15 protein-coding genes are annotated in these 20,517 nt (G+C 63.1%); 10 read left to right on the forward strand and 5 right to left on the reverse strand.

What is annotated here, in order from left to right:
• Positions 1-70: 70 nt before the first annotated feature.
• Entirely contained in the window at positions 71-376 is a 306-nt protein-coding gene (locus VB672_RS12670; RefSeq protein ID WP_329784544.1) for a hypothetical protein, read from the reverse strand.
• 390 nt (positions 377-766) lie between these two features.
• On the opposite strand from VB672_RS12670, the gene purT reads away from it, so the two are divergent.
• The 4 genes from purT to VB672_RS12690 all read left to right on the forward strand — a co-directional run bounded on the left by purT (position 767) and on the right by VB672_RS12690 (position 6,281).
• Positions 767-1,939 (forward strand): formate-dependent phosphoribosylglycinamide formyltransferase, encoded by a 1,173-nt coding sequence (gene purT / locus VB672_RS12675; RefSeq protein WP_329784545.1) that lies wholly within the window; start codon positions 767-769, stop codon positions 1,937-1,939.
• A gap of 171 nt (positions 1,940-2,110) precedes the next feature.
• Positions 2,111-4,801, forward strand: coding sequence for a PAS domain-containing protein (locus VB672_RS12680; RefSeq protein WP_329784546.1), 2,691 nt, complete (start codon positions 2,111-2,113; stop codon positions 4,799-4,801).
• On the forward strand, positions 4,801-5,232 hold the full coding sequence (locus VB672_RS12685) for a response regulator (RefSeq protein ID WP_329784547.1): 432 nt from the start codon (positions 4,801-4,803) through the stop codon (positions 5,230-5,232). The genes VB672_RS12680 and VB672_RS12685 overlap by 1 nt, the downstream gene beginning before the upstream one ends.
• Positions 5,229-6,281: a histidine kinase dimerization/phosphoacceptor domain -containing protein gene (locus VB672_RS12690; protein WP_329784548.1), complete on the forward strand. Its 1,053-nt coding sequence runs from the start codon at positions 5,229-5,231 to the stop codon at positions 6,279-6,281. The genes VB672_RS12685 and VB672_RS12690 overlap by 4 nt, the downstream gene beginning before the upstream one ends.
• Positions 6,282-6,375: 94 nt before the next feature.
• On the opposite strand, the gene VB672_RS12695 is transcribed toward VB672_RS12690, so the two are convergent.
• A complete protein-coding gene (locus VB672_RS12695) occupies positions 6,376-6,717 on the reverse strand; it encodes a hypothetical protein (protein WP_329784549.1) in 342 nt (113 codons plus the stop codon).
• 418 nt (positions 6,718-7,135) lie between these two features.
• On the opposite strand from VB672_RS12695, the gene VB672_RS12700 reads away from it, so the two are divergent.
• Complete coding sequence (locus tag VB672_RS12700; RefSeq protein WP_329784550.1) at positions 7,136-8,779, forward strand: Na/Pi cotransporter family protein; 1,644 nt, start codon at positions 7,136-7,138, stop codon at positions 8,777-8,779.
• Positions 8,780-9,112: 333 nt separating this feature from the next.
• Positions 9,113-10,048 (forward strand): transcriptional regulator GcvA, encoded by a 936-nt coding sequence (gene gcvA, locus VB672_RS12705; RefSeq protein ID WP_329784551.1) that lies wholly within the window; start codon positions 9,113-9,115, stop codon positions 10,046-10,048.
• 18 nt (positions 10,049-10,066) lie between these two features.
• Here gcvA and mdoH read toward each other — a convergent pair whose 3' ends face one another.
• Both mdoH and VB672_RS12715 read right to left on the reverse strand, forming a co-directional pair.
• On the reverse strand, positions 10,067-12,262 hold the full coding sequence (gene mdoH / locus VB672_RS12710) for a glucans biosynthesis glucosyltransferase MdoH (RefSeq protein WP_329784552.1): 2,196 nt from the start codon (positions 12,260-12,262) through the stop codon (positions 10,067-10,069).
• On the reverse strand, positions 12,238-13,809 hold the full coding sequence (locus VB672_RS12715; RefSeq protein ID WP_329784553.1) for a glucan biosynthesis protein: 1,572 nt from the start codon (positions 13,807-13,809) through the stop codon (positions 12,238-12,240). The genes mdoH and VB672_RS12715 overlap by 25 nt, the downstream gene beginning before the upstream one ends.
• 185 nt (positions 13,810-13,994) lie before the next feature.
• Between VB672_RS12715 and glmU the strand changes: the two genes are divergently transcribed.
• From glmU to VB672_RS12730, 3 genes are all read left to right on the forward strand, one after another.
• Positions 13,995-15,371 carry a bifunctional UDP-N-acetylglucosamine diphosphorylase/glucosamine-1-phosphate N-acetyltransferase GlmU gene (gene glmU / locus VB672_RS12720; RefSeq protein WP_329784554.1) on the forward strand — a complete coding sequence of 459 codons (1,377 nt, stop codon included), beginning with the start codon at positions 13,995-13,997 and terminating at the stop codon, positions 15,369-15,371.
• 109 nt (positions 15,372-15,480) lie between these two features.
• Positions 15,481-17,307, forward strand: coding sequence for a glutamine--fructose-6-phosphate transaminase (isomerizing) (gene glmS, locus VB672_RS12725; protein WP_329784555.1), 1,827 nt, complete (start codon positions 15,481-15,483; stop codon positions 17,305-17,307).
• 80 nt (positions 17,308-17,387) lie between these two features.
• Positions 17,388-17,831, forward strand: a complete 444-nt coding sequence (locus tag VB672_RS12730) for a GNAT family N-acetyltransferase (RefSeq protein ID WP_329784556.1) — start codon at positions 17,388-17,390, stop codon at positions 17,829-17,831.
• On the opposite strand, the gene recG is transcribed toward VB672_RS12730, so the two are convergent.
• Positions 17,828-19,945 carry an ATP-dependent DNA helicase RecG gene (gene recG / locus VB672_RS12735; protein ID WP_329784557.1) on the reverse strand — a complete coding sequence of 706 codons (2,118 nt, stop codon included), beginning with the start codon at positions 19,943-19,945 and terminating at the stop codon, positions 17,828-17,830. The two genes, VB672_RS12730 and recG, sit on opposite strands and share 4 nt — an antisense overlap.
• 219 nt (positions 19,946-20,164) lie before the next feature.
• On the opposite strand from recG, the gene VB672_RS12740 reads away from it, so the two are divergent.
• Positions 20,165-20,461, forward strand: a complete 297-nt coding sequence (locus tag VB672_RS12740) for an FAD assembly factor SdhE (RefSeq protein WP_329784558.1) — start codon at positions 20,165-20,167, stop codon at positions 20,459-20,461.
• Positions 20,462-20,517 lie beyond the last annotated feature (56 nt).

Consider the following 20,517-nt stretch of genomic DNA (forward strand, 5'->3'; position numbering starts at 1 on the left):
CGAGACGGCGGCAGTGGGATGCGGAGGAAGCGGCCGTCGTGCGGCGCGTTCGGGCGGGATGATAGAGAAGTTATCTCGGCATGGCGAGGCGAGGGCGCTTGCGCTCCACGACCACCACCTTGGGCCCGTCGCTGCGCTCAGGCATGATCATCCGCTCGGCCAGGCGCTCGGGGCGGCGAGGTTGAGCGGCCGTTTTCAGAACGACGGGGCGCACTTCATTCTCCGGCATTCCCATGAGCTGCGCGGCGATCTCGACTTGGCTGTCGATATCATCCGTCAGGCCCTGTGCTGCGGCGATCGCTTCCTCGAGGACCGGCGGCTCGACCCGGGTGACGCGCCTTTGCCGGTTCTCGGGTGATTTCTTCTTTGCTAACATCGGGCTTCTCCTGCGAAGACCCCTTAACCCATCGGACTTCTGATTGCGTAATGCGCGATTGAGACGGCAGGGCTGCATGCAGCGCAAGCGGGGCCAGCTCCTGTCGCTGCTGTTGAACGCCACTCGGACGATCTTGATCCATGGCATGGCGTCAAAATGCCAAAAGCGCGGCCTTTTGTGCCGTTTCGAGGGGAAGACACCCGGCACAACCCTATCCAATGTGAATAAAGTCGATCTGGGATCGCCCTGAAACAGCCGGGACGCGACCCGGTTGCTTCAGTCGGCCATTGACGACCTGGAGCGCTGGGGCTTTACCGGATGGCGGGCGGATCAGATCCCGCACGTCGCTGCCCTGCGCCGCGGCCCTAGCCATGAACGAAAGGCATTTCCGTGTTCACAGCCAAGATTCTCCTCCTCGGGTCGGGCGAGCTCGGCAAGGAGTTCGTGATTTCGACCAAGCGGTATGGCTGCTATGTGGTGGCCTGCGACAGCTACGCGAACGCTCCGGCCATGCAGGTGGCGGACGAGGCCGAAGTCTTCCCCATGCTCGACGCGGATGCCCTTGAGGCTGCAATCGAGAAGCACCGGCCCGATTTCATCGTCCCGGAGATCGAGGCGATCCGCACGGAGGTGCTGCAGGATTTCGAGGACAAGGGATTTACCGTGGTGCCTTCCGCCCGGGCCGCCTCGCTGACCATGAACCGGGACCGAATCCGGGAGCTTGCCGCGACCGAGCTCGGCCTGCGCACATCCAAGTACCGCTATGCGGAAAGCCTGGACGAGGTCAGGGCGGGTGCCGAGCACACGGGCCTGCCCTGCGTGATCAAGCCCGTCATGTCCTCCTCCGGCAAGGGGCAGAGCACCGTACGCACGGCCGATCAACTGGAGCAGGCCTGGAACGATGCCGTGGCGAACATGCGCGGGGACCGGAAGAAGGTGATCGTCGAGGAGTTCATCGCCTTCGATTACGAGATCACCCTCCTGACCATCCGAACCCGCGAGGGCGTCTCCTTCTGCGAACCCATCGGTCACCGGCAGGAGCGGGGCGACTACCAGGAATCCTGGCAGCCGACTCTGATGACCGGGAAGCTCCTTGAAGATGCCAAGGAGATGGCCCGGAGGGTCGTCGACGATCTCGGCGGATACGGGATCTTCGGCGTCGAGTTCTTCGTGACCCGTGACGAGGTGATCTTCTCCGAGCTCTCGCCCCGGCCGCATGACACGGGGCTTGTGACACTTCTTTCCCAGAATCTGTCGGAGTTCGATCTTCATGCCCGCGCCGTTCTGGGATTACCGATTCCGCAGATCCGGCTCAATGGCCCTACGGCATCGGCCGTGATCCTGGCCGACCGGGAGGCCGAGCGGTTCACGATCGAAGGATTGCGGGAGGCTCTCGCCATGGGCTCGACCGACGCGGACGTGGAGGTACGCATCTTCGGCAAGCCGACAACCCGCAAGCACCGTCGCATGGGCGTCGCCCTCGCCTCCGGCTCTACGGTGGAGGAAGCGCGCGAGCGGGCCCGGCAGGCGGCTGCTCGGATCCAGATCAAATACGAGGGCTGAGCGGGCGCTCGATCAAGCCTGTCATGCCGATAGTCCGGCCCATAAGTGTCGCATCGGTCACACTTACTGGGTAGATATCTTGGCCCTATGTTACTTGGGCGGGAGCCGCCTACATACCGACCAGCTCTGTCAGTGATCAACGAGGGGGCTGGCGACTGACCAGCATTGCGATTGAAGACAATCAATTTCGAAGCTCTGTTCAGTGCCTCTCCCAACCCCTACGTGCTGCTGGACCTCTCGCTCACGATCGTCGGAATGAACGACGCCTATCTCCAGGTCACCATGCGCGAGCGGGACGATCTGATCGGGCGCAACATGTTCGAGGCGTTTCCGAGCGATCCGGATTCCATAAGCCACCGACAGTTGCGAGGATCGCTCGACAAGGTCATTCGCGAGAAGGCTGCGGATTATCTTCCTCTCATCGAATATGCCATCCCGCTGCCGAACGGCCAGGGCTTCGAGGAACGCTACTGGAGCGCGACCCATACGCCACTCTTCAACGATAGAGGCGAACTGGCCTTCATCCTCCAGCACACGGTCGACGTGACCGAGCTTCACCGGCTGCGGAATTTGGCAAAGAGTACCGTTCTCTCGTCCGGTCCGTCCGCACTGATCGAGACGGACATGTTCCGCCGCGCTCAGGCCGTGCAGGAGGCCAACCAAGTCCTGAGCGAGGAACGGCAGCACCTGCGGGGGTTGTTCCAGCAGGCGCCTGGCTTCATGGCAGCCCTTAGCGGACCGGATCACGTCTTCACCATGGCGAACTCGGCCTATCTCCAGCTGATCGGCCGCGATAACATCGTCGGCAAGCCCGTGCGTGAGGCTCTTCCCGAGGTCGTGGGGCAGGGATTCCTCGATCTCCTCGACCGTGTCTATCGCAGCGGCCAGCCTTTCGTAGGCCGGAGCATTCGCATTCTCCTGAAACAGAACGCCGGGGATGTTCCGGAGGAGCGTTTCCTCGACTTCGTCTATCAGCCGGTCTTCGATCCCGATGGACAGGTTTCCGGGATCTTCGTGCAAGGACATGACGTTACAGAGGCTCGCCAGGCCGAAGAGGCTCTCAGATCCGAGACCCGAAACTTAGCCATCCTCAACCAGACCGGAGCATCGATTGCCGCTGAGCTCGACTTGGATCGTGTCGTCCAGATCGTCACAGATGCTGGCGTCGCGCTGACGGGCGCCCAGTTTGGGGCCTTCTTCTACAATGTCCTGGACGAAAATGGTGAGAGCTACATGCTCTATGCTCTATCCGGTGTGGAGCGGGAGGCATTCGCCGATTTTCCGATGCCCAGGGCGACGGCGGTGTTCCAGCCGACGTTCCAGGGTGACGGGATCATACGCTCCGACGATATCCTTCAGGACCCGCGCTACGGGCTCAACAGACCCCATATAGGCATGCCAGAGGGCCATCTGCCGGTTCGCAGCTATCTGGCGGTGCCGGTGACCTCCCGTTCAGGCGAGGTGCTCGGCGGATTGTTCTTCGGTCATGCTGAAACCGGCGTGTTTCGGCAGGAGCACGAAGTTTTGCTGACCGGTATCGCCGGTCAGGCGGCGGTCGCGATCGACAATGCCCGGCTGTTCCAGTCGGCACAGCGCGAGCTGGAGGAAAGGCGCCGGGTCGAGATTGCGTTGAGGGAAAGCGAGGAGCGCTTCCGCGCCATCGCCAACTCGATCGATCAGATGATCTGGGCCACCCGACCGGATGGCTTCCACGATTACTACAATCAACGCTGGTACGAGTATACGGGCGTCCCGAACGGTTCGACCGATGGCGAGGCATGGAACGGCATGTTCCATCCGGACGACCAGGAGCGCGCCTGGGGCGTCTGGCGCCGTTGCCTTGAAACGGGCGATCCGTACCACATCGAATATCGGCTGCGGCATCGCTCCGGCGAGTACCGCTGGGTGCTCGGGCGGGCGCAGCCGGTTCGCGACGAGGAGGGCAGGATCAAACGCTGGTTTGGGACTTGCACCGACATCCATGATTTCAAGCAGGCCCAGGATGCGCTCCGGGAGAGCCGAGAGCGTGCGCTCCGCACGGAAGAGGAGACACGCCGGCTGGCGTCCATCCTGGCGGAGCGTGTGGCAGAACTCGATCAGGCCAACGAAGAGATTCAGCGTTTTGCCTATATCGTAAGCCACGACCTTCGGGCACCGCTGGTCAACGTCATGGGCTTCACGAGTGAACTGGAAGGTGCGCAGAGCGAGATCGAGAGGTTCTACCGGAAGGTCCGGCAAGCCGATCCCAGCCTGATCGACGCCGAGACTCGAGCGGCCATTGAATCCGACCTGCCGGAGGCCATCGGCTTTATCCGGTCCTCGACCGTGAAGATGGACAAGCTGATCGGCGCGATCCTGAAGCTGTCCCGGGAGGGAAGGCGCGTTCTGGCGCCCGAGCCTATCGATATGGTCCAACTGCTTGAGGCCCAGCGCGGCAGCGTCGCACATCAGTTGCACGAACGCGGCGCGGAATTGCTCATCGAGCCCCTTCCCAATGTCACCAGCGACCGCCTTGCCATCGAGCAGATCTTCGGAAATCTCATCGATAACGCTGTGAAATACCTTCACCCGACCCGCGCAGGACGGATAATGGTCCGTGGACGTGATCTGGGAGCTAGCGTCCTTTTCGAAATCGAGGATAACGGGCGTGGTATCGATTCCAAGGACTTCGAGAGGATCTTCGACCTGTTCCGACGCTCTGGGACTCAGGACCAGCAAGGCGAGGGGATTGGGCTTGCACATGTGCGTGCTCTCGTGCGAAGGCTCGGCGGCACGATTTCCGTATCGTCACGGCTCGGGGAGGGCTCGACCTTCACCGTGGCCCTGCCAAGATATATCAGTATGAATTCGGAAGCCGCCTGATGCCCCACCAAAATCCCGTCACCATCATCATGGTCGAGGACGATGAGGGCCATGCCCGACTGATCGAGAAGAACATCCGTCGGGCGGGCGTCTGCAATGAGCTTCGTACCTTCTCCAGCGGGACCGCTGCTCTGGAGCACCTGTTCAGCGATGAGGTGCGCAATGCCGGTCCGTTCCTGGTGCTGCTCGATCTCAATCTGCCGGACATGAACGGGGCTGACATCCTCGCCAGGCTGAAGAGAGACGAGAAGCTGAAACGTGCTCCGGTGGTGGTGCTTACGACCACGGACGATCAGCGCGAAGTGCAGCGCTGTTACGACCTCGGTGCCAATGTCTACATCACGAAGCCGGTGGAGTACGAGTCCTTCTCGCAGGCGATCCGCCAGCTTGGGCTGTTCCTCTCGGTCATTCAGGTGCCCGACAGTCTATGAGCGCGGGCGCCGCCGAAACCCCACCGATCCGGCTCCTGTATATCGATGACGATCACGGCCTCGGACGCCTCGTCGAGCGGACACTCTCGCGCCACGGCTTCCAGGTCAAACATGCCCTTAGCGGCGATGAGGGACTGAACCAGCTTTCCGCCGAGCGCTTCGATGTGATCGCGCTCGATCACTTCATGCCTGGTAAAGTAGGCCTCGAGGTTCTCTCCGAAATCCAGACCATGGCGAATCCTCCCCCTGTCGTCTACGTGACTGGAGCCGACGAGGGCAGGATTGCGGTTGCCGCCCTGAAGGCGGGAGCGGCCGATTACGTCATCAAGGACGTCGGCGGGGTTTTCCTCGATCTCCTCCGGACCGCTGCCGAGCAGGCGCTGGCCGCCGAAAGGCTCCGCCAAGAGAAGGAAGTGGCTGAGAGGGAAATGCGGGAGGCGCGGGAGCGGGCAGAGATGCTCCTCCGGGAGGTCAACCATCGCGTCGCGAACAGTCTGCAACTGGTTGCGTCCCTGGTCGCTATGCAACAGCGGGCGCTCAGCAGCGATACGATCGCGAGGGACACGCTGACGGAAACGCAAAGCCGCATCACCGCCATCTCGCAGATTCATCGGCGACTTTACACATCGAACGACGTCCGTTTCGTCGAGATGGATACCTATCTGCAGGGACTGGTCGAGGAACTCGAGGGCGCCATGCAAGCAGCCGGGCGCGAACATACGATTACCCTGATGGCAGAGCCGACCTCGGTACCGACCGACAAAGCGGTGTCACTTGGGGTGATTGTAACGGAACTCGTCACGAACGCTTTCAAGTATGCCTATCCAGCCGGAGTGACGGGGGAGATCCGTGTCGCCCTGTCGTCTTCGGGCGGACATGCGGAGCTTGTCGTCGAGGATGACGGGATCGGATGGAAGGGCACCGGAGTGGTCCAGGGGAGCGGCCTAGGCACGAAGATCGTAAAGGCCATGGCATCGAACCTGCAATCGGCGATCGAGTTCGATCAGGATCACGCAGGGACCCGGGCGATCCTGTCCTTCGCGATCTGAGCTTTCGATCACGAAGGTCCATATCAGATCGATAGCAGGCGTCTCACATCAGCATCGTATCGGTTGCGATCTTTCCTGTGTTCAGGATTTAGACCTACCGCGCCTGATTTTTCTTTGACGCTCCGGCACTGAAGCGTGCCTTTATCTCGCCGACAATGATGTTCAGCTCACGTTGAAGCCGGTTGAGGCGGGAGAGCAGCTCTCCGTCCGGCATTCCCGTCGAATTGGGGCGCGGCTCTCCATTCGGAGCGGATTGCGTCATGCTGCGCAACTCCTCCAATGTGGTGGGACCGATATTGGGGACGGTCAGCCACTGGGCATCTGAGATGCTGGCCACTTCGCGGATGGTGGGGCACCTTCCTTGAAATTCCGCCAGGATCGCTCCCCGGACGCGTCCGGAGCATTTCTCGATTGGAAATGGATCGTCCAAACCCATCTCACGCCCTCGCACACCGATCAGAGAGATACTGTCAATCAACGCCCGAACCGCCTTGGAACTTAGCTTTAGGACACATCCATGCGTACCGATTATACGATGAAAAGAGCAGACGACCTTAAGGGGATAGGGGCATGCGTTGGGAGTAGCCAAATTGGTATCGGCTAAGCTTGGGCCGCTTTTGGTTGTTCCGCGTGAGCCCCATTGAGCAAGTGAGCTCGTCTGGAAGGATGCCGGAGGGGCCAGGAGCGGAGGTTCGCCCTGCCGCCTGCTCCATCTCCTGGCGGAAGGCTTCGAGCCGATTTTCCGCTGATCCTTCCGGCACATGCTCATTATTAGCCGGCAACCTTATTGCGATTGTCTCCGTTGGTGGGTAAGTAAAAGGATCGTGCCGCGCTTCTTGAACCCAGAGGGCTGAATGTCTGCAACCGCCGTCTTGATCCACCTCTTCGGTGAGATTGCCCTGCTTCTGTGGGGCATCAACATGGTCAACAGCGGGGTTCAGCGGGCTTTCGGCAGCGATCTTCGCTGGATTCTCGGGATGGCGTTGCGGACACGGCTGCAAGCGTTCCTCGCCGGCGTCGGCGTGACGACGGTCCTGCAAAGCAGTACGGCGACAGCCTTGATGGTGTCATCCTTCACCGCGGGCGGGGCGGTTGACATCGTTCCGGCCCTGGCGGTGATGCTCGGCGCGAACGTGGGCACGACGCTCATCGTGCAGGTGCTCTCGTTCGACGTGTCCCTGATCTTTCCGGTTCTGATCTTCGGTGGCTTCGTGGCTTTCCGACGCGGCAGGACGAGCCGTGTCAAGGATCTTGGACGTGTGGCCATCGGTTTGGGCCTCATGCTGCTGTCGCTCCACCTCCTGAGCGAGACGAACCATCTCATCGAAGGCTCGACGGTTCTCAAGGATCTGCTCGCGTCCATCGCGTCCGACCCGCTGATCCTGGTGCTCCTTTCGGCGTTCTTTGCCTGGATCGCCCATTCCAGCGTCGCAGCGATGCTCCTGATCATGTCCCTCGCCTCGGCTGGCGTGATAGGTCCTCCTGCCGCCCTGGTGATGGTGCTTGGGGCCAATCTGGGCAGCGCCCTCAATCCCTTTCTGGAAGCCATGGGAGGCGATCCCGCCAAGATCCGCGTGCCTGTCGGCAACTTGGCGACGCGGGTCGTCGGCTGCGCCATTGTTCTTCCCCTGATCGAGCCGATCCTCTCGGCCATGACGATGATCGATCCGAACCCGACACGGCTCGCGGCGAATTTTCACACGATCTTCAACGTGGTGGTGGCTGCTGTCTTCATCCTGCCGTTGCCATGGATCGCGACGCTGCTGGTCCGGATCTTCCCTGAAAAGCTCCGGGCGTCCGATCCGGGCACTCCGCAATATCTCGACAAGGATGCTCTCGACACGCCGTCTGTTGCTCTCTCCAACGCGGCCCGCGAGGTCCTGCGCATGGTCGACACGGTGGAGGCCATGTTGCGGAGCTCCCAGGATCTCTTCCGCGAGGACGATATCGGCCGTGTCGACCAAGTGAGCCGCACCGACGATGTGCTCGACAGGTTGTTCAGTGCGATTCGCCGCTATCTGAGCTCGATCAACCACGAGGCTCTGAGCGAGGCGGAGGCGAAGCGTCTCTCCGACATTCTCGCCTTCGCCATCAATCTGGAACATGTGGGCGACATCATCGACAAGAACCTGATGGAGCTCGCCGCCAAGCGCATCAAGAACCATCTGCGCCTGCCGAAGGACAGCCTGGACGACATCACCAGCATGCACGCAAAGCTGCTGGAGCATCTGCAGCTTGCCGCCTCCGTACTCATGTTCCAGGATCTCGGTTCAGCCCGCCGGCTCGTGGCTGAGAAGGAGCGGTTTAGGGACCTGGAGCGTGCGGTGGCCCAGAAGCATCTCGAACAGCTTCGGTCGGGCAGGACGGCAGGCGATACGAGCGCCATTCAGCTGGATATCGTGCGGGACCTCAAGCGGATCGAGGCGCATATCGCCTCGACCGGGCATTCGCTCCTCGAACAGAGCGGTGAGTTGAAGCCGAGCCGCTTGACGCCCTGACTTGGGCTACCTTTCGTCCCTCAAGGCGCGCCAATCCATGTAACGGATCGGCTCGGGGAGGCCGATATCGCGTCTCTCATGATCGGAGAGCCGGCTCAAATCCGACACGGCCGGTCCCCTTCTCGGAAGAATCGGCCGGAACCAGAGTTTCACATGCAGCCAAGCGCTCTCGACGCCGCGGAGGCGGCGGGCATCCTCATATCTCATGACAGCTACCGTGGTTGATTGCCTGGGCTTCAGCGCCCTCGGTGATGAGAGAGAGGATGCGCCTCACGGGGGAGCTTGACAAAGCAAATGCCAATGGGCTGACATAAGGCAGCCTTATGGATCGTCATGACGAAACCGCCGTCGAAACTTCCCCCAATGAGCGCCGTCCGAGTGTTCGAGGCGGCGGCTCGCCATCAGAGCTTTACCCGCGCCGCCGAGGAACTCGGCATGACGCAGGCTGCCGTGAGCTATCAGATCAAGATCCTGGAGGATAAGGTCGGGGCGCCGCTGTTCATCCGCTTGCCCCGCCAGGTAACCCTGACAGCCAAGGGGCGACAGCTCGCTCCGGCCGTAACGGAGGCTTTCGAGGCGTTGCGGAATGCCTTCGCGGGCGTGGAGGAAATGGTCCAGACGGTCCTCTCGATCACCACGCTCTCGACTTTTGCCTCCAATTGGCTCGTTCCGCGCTTGGGGCGCTTTCGACAGCTCCACCCCAACATTGCGGTTCAGATTTCCGTCTCGACCGAGATCGTCGAATTCGCCCAAAGCGAATTCGACATCGGAATCAGGAGCGGTACGGGAGACTGGCCCGGGCTCGAGGCACATGTTCTGTTCCCCAACCAATTCGTGCCCGTGTGCAGCCCGGAGCTGCTCCGGGGCGTCGAGCTGCGGGAGCCTCTCGACATTCTCAAGCTCCCGCTCATCTCGCCGAGTGATCCGTGGTGGCAGGATTGGTTCGCGGCAGCCGGTGTGAAGAATGTCGACCTTTCGCGGCGTCCGGACAATTCGCTCGGAGTGCAGCAGTTCGAAGGCATGGCGGCCATCGCCGGTCAGGGAGTGGCGCTCATCAATCCTTTCTTCTTTCCCGACGACCTTGCGTCAGGGCGGCTCGTAAAGCCTTTCGATCTGCTGGCGACCACGGATCGGAGCTATTGGCTGGTCTATCCGAAAACCCGCCGGCGCTCCGCCAAGATCGAAGCCTTCCGGGATTGGGTGTTGAGCGAAGTGGCCGGCGACAGCGAGAGAACGGCTCCCGTAATGCACACGAAAACCGGGACCTGAAGCCGGTCCCGATTGGTCTCACTCGGCAGCCTGAGCCTCAGGCGGCTTGGCCTTCAGGTGCACGAGCATGTCGATGAGCGCCCGGTCGTGGAGAACGACCATGCGTTCCTTGTTGTGGAGCCAGCTGACCGCATCCTCGATGGTCTCGGCGTCGACGAGCTTGGCCTCGGCCAAAGCCCGCTCCGTCTCGATGACGCCGCGTTTGCGGGGCGGGGCGGGCGGAAGCATCTCGATATGGCGCTCCCTCAGGTTCGCATCCGCATAGATGGCCCGGATGCTGTCGGTATCGTCGAACCCCAAGGTGGCGTTGCGCGCCTGCAGCTCGTTGGCGCGGGTGGCGATCGCTGGCGGCTGATATTCCTCAGGGGTTCGCAGGAGCCCAAGCCTCTTGAGTGCAAGACCGGCTCCGAGCTGGCCACTGAGCCAGGAAAGGGGGATGGCCAGCAGCAGACCGATGATCGTGGGAGACATCCACAAGAACAGGGATGTGGCGATCATGAAGGCCGAGAGGCCGGCCAACGCCCCGAGAACCGTATGAGCCCGATGGCGACGGACGATGTCCTTGAACGGGATAGAGCCGTCGTCGCGACGCTGCGGCTGCCAGCCGGTGTCGCGCCCGAGCAGGATCTGGAAGACCGAACCCGATTGGATGAGCATCAGAATCGGAGCCAGCAGCGCCGACAGGATGATCTCGATCGTGGACGAGATGATCAGCCGGATGCTCCCTCCCGAGGCGCGCCGGTCGTCGCCGCGAATGAGCATCAGCAGAAGACCGAAGACCTTCGGTGCCAGCAGGATGCCCATGGTCAGCGCGAAGAGCGCCAGGGCTCGCTCAGGGTCGAACCGGGGCCAGATCGGATAAAGCCGGAAGTCGCGGGCGAAATATTCCGGGCGGATGTAGGTGGTCTGCAGGACCAGGGCGATACCGACGATCAGCTGGAACAGCCAGAACGGCGAGGCCAGATAGGACATGATCCCGGTGGCAAAGTGTTGCCGTGTCGGCAGCTTGAGGCCTTTGGCCGTGATAACCCGCATGTGCTGGAGATTGCCCTGGCACCAGCGCCTGTCACGCGCCGACAGGTCGATGAGGGAGGGCGGGCTCTCCTCGTAGGAGCCCTGAAGGTCGGCCAGCATGTAGACCGACCAGCCGGCGCGGCGCAGCAGCGCCGCCTCGACGAAATCGTGACTCAGGATATGTCCGCCGAAGGGCGGTTTGCCCTTCAGGTCCGGCAAACCGCCGTGTGCGGCAAAGGCCTTGGTGCGGATGATCGCATTGTGGCCCCAGTAATTTCCGTCGCGTCCCATCCAGACCGCGAGGCCCATGGCGATGACCGGTCCGGTGACCCGGGCGGCATATTGCTGAACGCGGGCGAAGAGCGTGTTGCGGTTGATGATCAGCGGGAGCGATTGAATGATGCCGGCATCGGGATCGGCTTCCATGGCCGCGGCCAAGCGCACGATGCACTCGCCGGTCATGAGGCTGTCGGCATCGAGCACGAGCATGTGCTCGTAATGGCCACCCCAGCGGGACACGAAGTCGGCGATGTTGCCGGCCTTGCGGTGATGGTTCTTCTGCCGGTGGCGATAATAGAAGCGCGCTCCTGGACCCAGGCGCTCTCTCAGGGCCAGGAAGGCGCGCTCCTCGGCGATCCAGGCATCCGGGTTCGTGGTGTCGGAGAGGATGAAGTAGTCGAAATGGTCGCCAAGGCCCGTCGCATGAACGGATTCATAGATCGCTTCCAGGGCCGCGAAGGTGCGGTCCGTCTGCTCGTTATAGACCGGCATGACGATGGCGGTGCGCTGCTGCAGCGAAGGCGGCAGCGGTCCTCGGTGCCCGGGGCGGCGCAGCAGGGCGAAGAACCCCAGGAGGGCACTTGTGAAGGCGATCGCGATCCAGGAGAAGTTCACTGTGAACAGCGCAACGAGCACCCACTGGAGCGCCGTTGTGCGGCTCACCGACACGACCTGATACATCTCGTAGGTGCCGTATGCCGTCAGCAGCAGCCCGCCTCCAAAGACGAACAGGCGGGCGAGCCATGTCCCCAGCTTGGGATGCTGGAGGAGGGGCTTGCGCTCATCAGCTGCCGACCAGTGCCGGAGCGACTGCGTCGGCATGTCGAGATGCTTTTCGGGGGGCATAGCGGCTGCAGGCCGCTCCAGGGCAGCCACATTCGGGTTTGAGTCGGGACTTACGGTGTCCAACGATAAAGCCATGTCTCGCTAATCGGTTTCCCGCCTGCTTCAAGGATCAGGCGCATCTCACACGCGTTTTCGTTGCCCGGGTCAAGCTCGAACGCAACACGTACCGTCTTTCGTTCCGGATATGGCAAAAGTTTGAGGTTCTGGAACGTCCCGGGGCCAACGGTTAGAACCGATTTAAGGTCCGCCGGCAAATTGTCACCCAAAACATCCCCGGAAAAGTCAACCGTGAACCGCCGCCGCCGTGCTCCGCTGCCACGGCCGGAGCGCGTGGCCGATACGATCGCGAGCGGTGGACGTTCGGGCGAGTTCCAGCCCCAATACTGCCGGTACGCAACGGCAACCTCCGATCCGGCCGTCATGGGGGCCTTCGGGCGCCAATAGGTGAGGATGTTGTCGTTGATCTCGGCGTCGGTCGGGATTTCGAGCAGTTGCACACTGCCCTGGCCCCAATCCCCGAGCGGCTCGATCCAGAGGCTCGGACGACGCTCGAAGCGCTGGTCGTCATCCTGAAACGTTTCATAGGAACGTTCCCGCTGCAGAAGGCCGAATCCGCGCGGAGAATTGTCGACGAAGGCCGAAATCTGGAGCGTTTCGGGATTGTGCAGCGGACGCCACAGCCATTCCCCCGAGCCGTTCAGCATCTGAAGTCCGGAGGACTCGTAGACCGCCGGCCTGATGTCGTCCGAGTTCAGAAGATCGTTCGGTCCATAGAGGTAAGTGGACGCGATGCCGCCCAAGCCCACGTGCTCCAGGTTGACGCGTGGGAAGAGGGTCGTCTCCACATCGACGATGGTCATATCGCCCGGACGGAATGTCATGCGCACCGCGCCGGTGGTCGATTCCGAATCGAGCACGCCATGTACGGTGATGGCGTTGCTGCCCACGGCTGGCCGTTCGAGCCAGAAAGCCCGGAAGACGGGGAACTCCTCGCCACGCGCTTCGGCCGGCCGCAAGGTCAAAGCCCTCGCGATGGCACCGTAAGTCTGACCACGGGCGATTGCGCGGAAGAACGTGCCCCCTTGGACAAAGGCGAAGTCGAACGGCTTGCCGTTTCCGAGCTGCGCGATGAGCTTGAAGCCGGAATAGCCGATGTCCGGTACATTGTTCGGCACGTTGATGCGGCCGTAGTCGAACTGGGAAGGGCTGAAGCCGATCCGCCGGACAGCCCCGTCCTCCACGGCGAACAGATCGACCGCGTCTCTGAAGACGAAGCCTCGGTGGAGCGGCTCCACGGCGATGCCCCGGGCTTCCGTGCTCCAGATGGCCGGCTGGGTATATCGAATCGCGGAATACTGATCCTGATTCAGGTTGGCGAACACATCCGGCAAGTCGTTGGGGGCTGCCGCATATGGTCTCTTGGAGAGTTGGCGCGCAATGTCGACCACAACCATCGGGTCGAATCGCTGATTGTCGCCCATCCTGGCCGAAATCGTCGCTTGGGGTGTTTGGGCTCGAACGGCCGACGCGTATGCGAGCCCGGCGACGGAGGCGCCGATATAGGCCAGCATGTCGCGCCGGCGAGGGTGGAAGGGGGACGGGCCCCTTGGCGAAACCGGCACAGCGATACTCTTGTGTGAACGAGGCTATTCAGCCAAACAGTTGGAATGCCCAATACATATCGTCAATCGTGAGCATGAAGTAAACGAGGCCAGCGGCGGAAAGCGCCGCATTGCTCATGAAATGATTGCCGAAAATACCCCTTCTGATTTAGCTGGACGGCCAAGTGCCACCGGATTGAAACTATATGACTTCGATCGACTCGCTCAACACGTCCCCTTCGCGGAGCTGCCTTGCCATCGTGCTTGCGGCCGGCGAGGGCACTCGGATGAAATCCGGGAAGCCTAAGGTCCTGCATCAGGTCGCCAACCGTTCCATGATCGGACATGTGCTCTCGACCCTTACGGACGCCGGTGCCACCAGCGTCGCGGTGGTCATCGGACCGGACCGAGAGGATGTGGCGAGGGAGGTGCAGAAGAGTTTCCCGGAAGCGCGGACCTTCGTTCAGCGAGACCGGCTCGGCACCGCCCATGCGGTCCTGAGCGCCCGGGACGCTCTTGACCAGAAGGTCGACGATGTGATCATCGCCTTCGGCGATACGCCGCTCGTCCTAGCTGAGACCTTTGCCAAACTTCGCGCCCCGCTGGCCCGAGGGGCCGGCGTGGTCGCCATGGGCTTCGAGGCAAAGGATCCCACAGGCTATGGCCGCTTCATCACGGCGGGCGACGAGCTTCTGGCCATCCGCGAGCACAAGGATGCCACCGATGCCGAGCGGGAGATCACACTCTGCAACGGCGGCCTCATGGCCATCCGCGGCGACCTCGCGCTGGCGTTGCTCGACCGGGTCAAGAACGACAACGCCAAGGGTGAGTACTACCTGACGGACATCGTCGAGATCGCCCATGGCCTCGGGTACCGGGTGGCCATCGCCATCGTGCCCGAGGAGGAGGTGCACGGGGTCAACGACCGGGCCCAGCTATCAGCCGCCGAGCGCATGATCCAGGACCGGCTGCGCCAGGAAGCCATGGCCTCGGGTGTGACCCTCATCGCGCCTGAGACGGTTTTCTTCAGCTACGACACCCGGCTCGGCCAGGATGTGGTGGTGGAACCCCATGTGGTCTTCGGCCCCGGCGTCGTCGTCGAGGAGGGAGCCGTCGTCCACAGCTTCAGTCACCTTGAGGGGGCCCGGATTGCATCCGGGGCGGCGGTCGGCCCCTTCGCGCGCCTGCGCCCCGGTGCCTCGATCGGGCCTAAGGCCAAGGTCGGCAATTTCGTCGAGATCAAGAACACGGATCTCGGGGCCGGCGCCAAGGTGAGCCACCTGTCCTATCTCGGCGACGCCCGCATCGGGCCCGATGCGAACATCGGCGCAGGCACAATCACCTGCAATTACGATGGTTTCGGCAAGTACCGGACGGAAATCGGTGCCGGGGCTTTCATCGGCTCGAATTCCTCCCTCGTAGCTCCCATTACCATCGGCAAAGGCGCGTTCGTGGGTTCCGGCTCGGTTATTACGGACGATATCCCTGATGATTCCTTGGGTCTTGGCCGCGGGCGTCAGATCGTGAAGGAGGGCTGGGCGATCGAGTTCCGGGAAAAAGCCCTGGCTGCCAAGAAAAAATAAGTGCCTTTGTCACAATAGGTTACGCAAGTTGATTCCGCTGCCGGGCCGGGCCTTTGTAAGAGGACCGGAAGCGTAGCGCTGATCGGATGGATTGAGAGAGTTTCAGAGAATGTGCGGGATCGTCGGAATCGTCGGTAAAACCCCTGTAGCGCCACAGATCGTGGAGGCCCTCAAACGGCTCGAGTACCGGGGCTATGATTCGGCGGGCGTCGCAACCCTGGAGGAGGGGCGGCTCGATCGCCGGCGGGCCGAGGGCAAGCTGCGCAACCTGGAAACCAAGCTGTCGCAGGCTCCCCTGTCCGGCGTCATCGGCATCGGCCACACCCGCTGGGCGACCCACGGCAAGCCGAACGAGACCAACGCGCATCCGCATGCGACCGACAAGCTCGCAGTCGTCCACAACGGCATCATCGAGAACTTCCGTGAGCTGAAAACCGGGCTCGAGGCGAAGGGCATCCGGTTCGAGACCGAGACGGATACCGAGGTGGTGGCCCAGCTCGTCACCTACGAGATCCGCCAGGGTCGCCTACCCATCGAGGCCGTCGCCGTGACCCTTCCGCGGCTGCGCGGCGCCTTCGCCCTCGGCTTCCTGTTCTCGGGCGAGGACGACCTTCTGATCGGCGCCCGTCACGGGGCGCCTCTCGCCATCGGCTACGGCGACGGCGAGATGTATCTCGGATCCGACGCGCTGGCGCTGGCCCCGTTCACCGACGAGGTCGCTTATCTCGACGATGGCGACTGGGCGATCCTGACCCGTCGGGGAGCCGACATCCGCGACGAGAGCGGCAAGCCGGTGCAGCGGGTCCGACACAAGATCCCGGTGGGCTCCTTCCTGGCCGACAAGGGCAATTACCGCCACTTTATGGCCAAGGAGATCCACGAACAGGCGGAGGTTGTCGGCCGTACGCTCGCCCATTATGTGAACTTCGCCTCTGAACGGGTTGAACTGCCTGTTGAATTGCCGTTCAGCTTCAAGGAGCTGAAACGCGTCTCCATCTCGGCCTGCGGAACGGCCTATCTGGCCGGACTGATCTCGAAATATTGGTTCGAGCGCCTCGCGCGCATCCCGGTCGAGATCGATGTGGCCTCCGAGTTCCGCTATCGGGAAGCGCCCTTGGAGCCCGGCGGCCTGGCGCTCTTCGTGTCCCAATCGGGCGAGACGGCGGACACCCTTGCATCGCTTCGCTACGCCACCGCCGAGAAGCAGCATACGCTTTCCGTGGTGAACGTGCCGACCTCCACCATGGCCCGCGAGAGCGACGTGATCGCCCAGACGCTCGCCGGGGTGGAGGTGGGTGTCGCCTCGACCAAAGCCTTCACCTGCCAGCTCACCGTGCTGTTGACGCTCGCCATTGCGGCGGGCCGGGCTCGCGGCACGCTCAGCGTGGACGAGGAGAAGGAGCTGGTGAATGCCCTCATCGCCGTTCCTGGTCAGATGACCGAGGCGATGAAGCGGGAGCACCAGATCGAGATCCTGGCCCGTGACCTCTCCAAGGCGAAGGACGTGCTCTATCTCGGACGCGGCACGTCCTATCCGCTCGCCATGGAAGGGGCCCTGAAGCTCAAGGAAATCTCCTACATCCATGCGGAAGGCTATGCGGCGGGCGAGCTCAAGCACGGTCCCATCGCACTCATCGACGAGACGATGCCCGTCATCGTGATCGCGCCTCACGACAGCATCTTCGAGAAGACCGTCTCCAACATGCAGGAAGTGGCGGCCCGCGGCGGCCGCATCATCCTCATCACGGACGAGCGCGGCGCCCTCGAGGCCGGCCTCGACACCATGGCGACCATCGTGATGCCCTCCGTGCACCCGATCGTGGCGCCGATCGTCAATGCCGTTCCGATCCAGCTGCTGGCCTACCACACGGCCGTGTTCATGGGCAAAGACGTGGACCAGCCGCGCAATCTCGCCAAGTCCGTGACGGTGGAGTGAGCCGGATCGGGCCTTCGATCCGTCTCGCTCGGTCGACGGATATTGACAAGCTCGGTGCTGTCGAGCGTTCGGCGGCATCCGTGTTCAGGAGCGTGGGTCTGGCATGGCTGGCCGACGGCGGCGGCACCATGGATCCCGCCGTCCTGGAAAGCCTGTGTCGGGCCGGAACCCTGTGGGTCGGCGTGGATGAACGGGACGAGCCGGTCGGATTCCTCGCCGCGCATGAGCTGGACGGACATTTCTACATCGCCGAGGTGTCCGTTGCCGCGTCCCACCACCGGCAAGGAATTGGCAGCCGATTGGTGGAAGCCGCCATCGAGCATGGCAGACGCTTGGGATCCGATGCCATCACGCTGATGACCTATCGCGACGTGCCGTGGAACGGGCCGTTTTATGCCCGGTTCGGATTCGTCGAGATCGATGCCGATGCGGCAGGTCCGGGCCACCGGGAGACGCTGCGACGGGACGCGGAGTACGGACACGATCCGGCCCGGCGCTGCATCATGGCGCTGCGCCTCGGCTAGCCGGCCCTCAGCAGCCGGATCGCCGAATCCCGCTCAAACAGGTAGAGCAGCACCCTTAAGGCGGCGCCCCGCTGGCTGACGAGGTCGGGGTCGCGGTCGACGATCAGGCGGGCATCGTCCCGGGCGGCACCGAGGAGATCGCCGTCCACCTCCAGGCGGGCGAGCTTGAAGCCGGGCGTACCGGACTGGCGGGTGCCCAGGACCTCGCCTTCGCCGCGCAGGCGCAGATCCTCCTCGGCGATGCGGAAGCCGTCCTCGGTCTGACGCATCATCTCGAGCCGGGCCTGGGCGACCTGGCCGAGCGGACCCTTGTAGACCAGCAGGCAGGTCGAGGATTTCGAGCCGCGGCCGATCCGGCCGCGCAGCTGGTGGAGCTGGGCAAGGCCGAAGCGCTCCGCATGCTCGATCACCATGATCGTGGCGTTCGGCACGTCGACGCCAACCTCGATCACCGTGGTGGACACGAGGATCTTGGTCTCGCCCCCGGAGAAACGCTCCATGGCGGCGTCCTTGTCCCGGCCGGCCATCTTGCCGTGAACGAGGCCGACCCGGTCGCCGAAGAAGCCCTTGAGCATCTCGAAACGCTCCTCGGCGGCGGCGAGGTCGATGGATTCGGATTCGCCCACCAGCGGGCAGACCCAGTAGACCTGGTCGCCGTTGGCGATGGCGCGCCCGATGCCGCCGACGACTTCGTCGAGCCGGTCCATGGCGATGAGCTTCGTGGCGATCGGCTTGCGGCCGGCCGGCTTTTCGCTGAGCACGGACACGTCCATGTCGCCGAAATAGGTCAGCGCCAGGGTGCGCGGGATCGGGGTGGCCGTCATGACGAGGATGTCGACGGCCTCGCCCTTGGAGCCGAGCGCCAGACGCTGGTGCACGCCGAACCGGTGCTGCTCGTCCACCACAGCGACGCCAAGATCCTGGAATGCGACGCCTTCCTGGAACAGGGCATGGGTGCCCACCGCGATCTGGATGCTGCCGTCGGCGAGACCGGCGAGGATATTCCTGCGCGCGACGCCCTTCTCGCGTCCGGTGAGCAGCGCGATGGTGAGCCCCGCCTGCTCGGCCATGGGGGCCAAGCGCTCGTAATGCTGGCGGGCGAGGATTTCGGTGGGCGCCATCATGGCGGCCTGGCGGCCCGCCTCGATGGCGCTCGCCATGGTGAGCAGGCCGACCACCGTCTTGCCCGAGCCCACGTCGCCCTGGAGCAGGCGCAGCATCTTCTTGTCCGACACGAGATCGTGCCGGATGTCCTCGATGGCCTGCGCCTGGGACCTGGTGAGCCCGAAGGGCAGGGCGGCCTTCAACCGCTCGACCAGATGCCCGTCACCCGCGTTGACGCGCCCCGGCAGCCGCCGCATGCGGCTTCGCACCAGCGCCAGGGCGAGCTGGGAGGCGAGCAGCTCATCATAGGCGAGGCGTCGGCGCGGAGCGGATTTGGCGAGCGCCTCCTCGGAGAGTTGCGACGCGCTGTCCGGCCTGTGGAGGATCTGCAGCGCCTGCCGGAAATCGGGCAGGGCGTTGCGGTCGAGCCACGCGGCGTCCTGCCATTCCGGCAGCCCGGGAATTTTTTCGAGGGCTGCCCCGATGAACTTGCCCACCATACGGGACGAGAGCCCTTCGGTCAGGCCATAGACGGCCTCGACGGCGGGCAGGCTCTCGATGCTCTTCTCGTCCAGGATCCGGTCCGGATGGACCATCTGGCGCCGTCCGTCCCAGAGCTCGATCTTGCCCGAGACGTAGCGGCGCTCGCCCACGGGAAGGATCTTTTCCAGGCGGGCCTTCTGGCCGTTGAAGAAGATCAGCGTCACGTCCCCGGTCTCGTCCTCGACCAGGATCCGGTACGGCGCCCGGCGGCCGGACGGCGGCGGGCGATGGGCCACGACGGTGACCGAGAGCGTCACCGGTTCCCCGATGGGCGCGTCCGCGACCGATCCTTTCATCTCGCGGGAGATGCCGCTCGTCGGCACGTGGAACAGGAGATCCATGACGCGCGTGGGCTTGCCCGGTTCGCCGAGAAGGCGGTCGAGCAGGGGGGCGATCTTCGGCCCGACGCCGGGCAGAGTGTTGGCCGGGGCGAAGAGCGGATCGAGAATGGACGGACGCAGTGACATGCAAATGGGTGGCAACGGGAAGGGAGATGGTTATATAGCGGCTAGAGCATCGGACCCAAAAGTGGAAGGCACTTTTGGGCCCGATGCTCAATCCCTCAAGCGGCGCATCGTTGAGTGCGGAACCGGAGGTCCGCGTCAGCGAAAACCGGACCCACTTTTCCGCACGATGCGCTAAGCCGCCCTGAGGCGACGTTATTTTTGACCCATCGGAGCAATGCCATGAGCGGAACCACACGCAGCAGCGCCGGCCTCGACACCCGCCGCAGGCAGATCCTGTACCGCTCCTGGCACCGGGGCATGCGGGAGATGGACCTGATCATGGGCCGCTTCGCGGACGCCGAGATCGGAGAGCTGTCCGAGGAGGACCTGAACGAGTTCGAACGCCTGATCGAGGTCACGGACCGCGATCTCCTCGGCTGGATCACAGGCGAGACCGAGACGCCCTCGAACTACGACACGCCCCTGTTCCGGCGGCTGAAGGCGTTCCATACGCATACGGCACCGATTCACAATTGAAACCGAGGGTCGGGATGGTCTGATTGGGTGAGACATCTTTCGTCATGGCCGGTCCT

This window comes from Microvirga sp. CF3016 (assembly GCF_036314085.1).
In the GTDB taxonomy this organism is placed as follows: Bacteria; Pseudomonadota; Alphaproteobacteria; order Rhizobiales; family Beijerinckiaceae; genus Microvirga.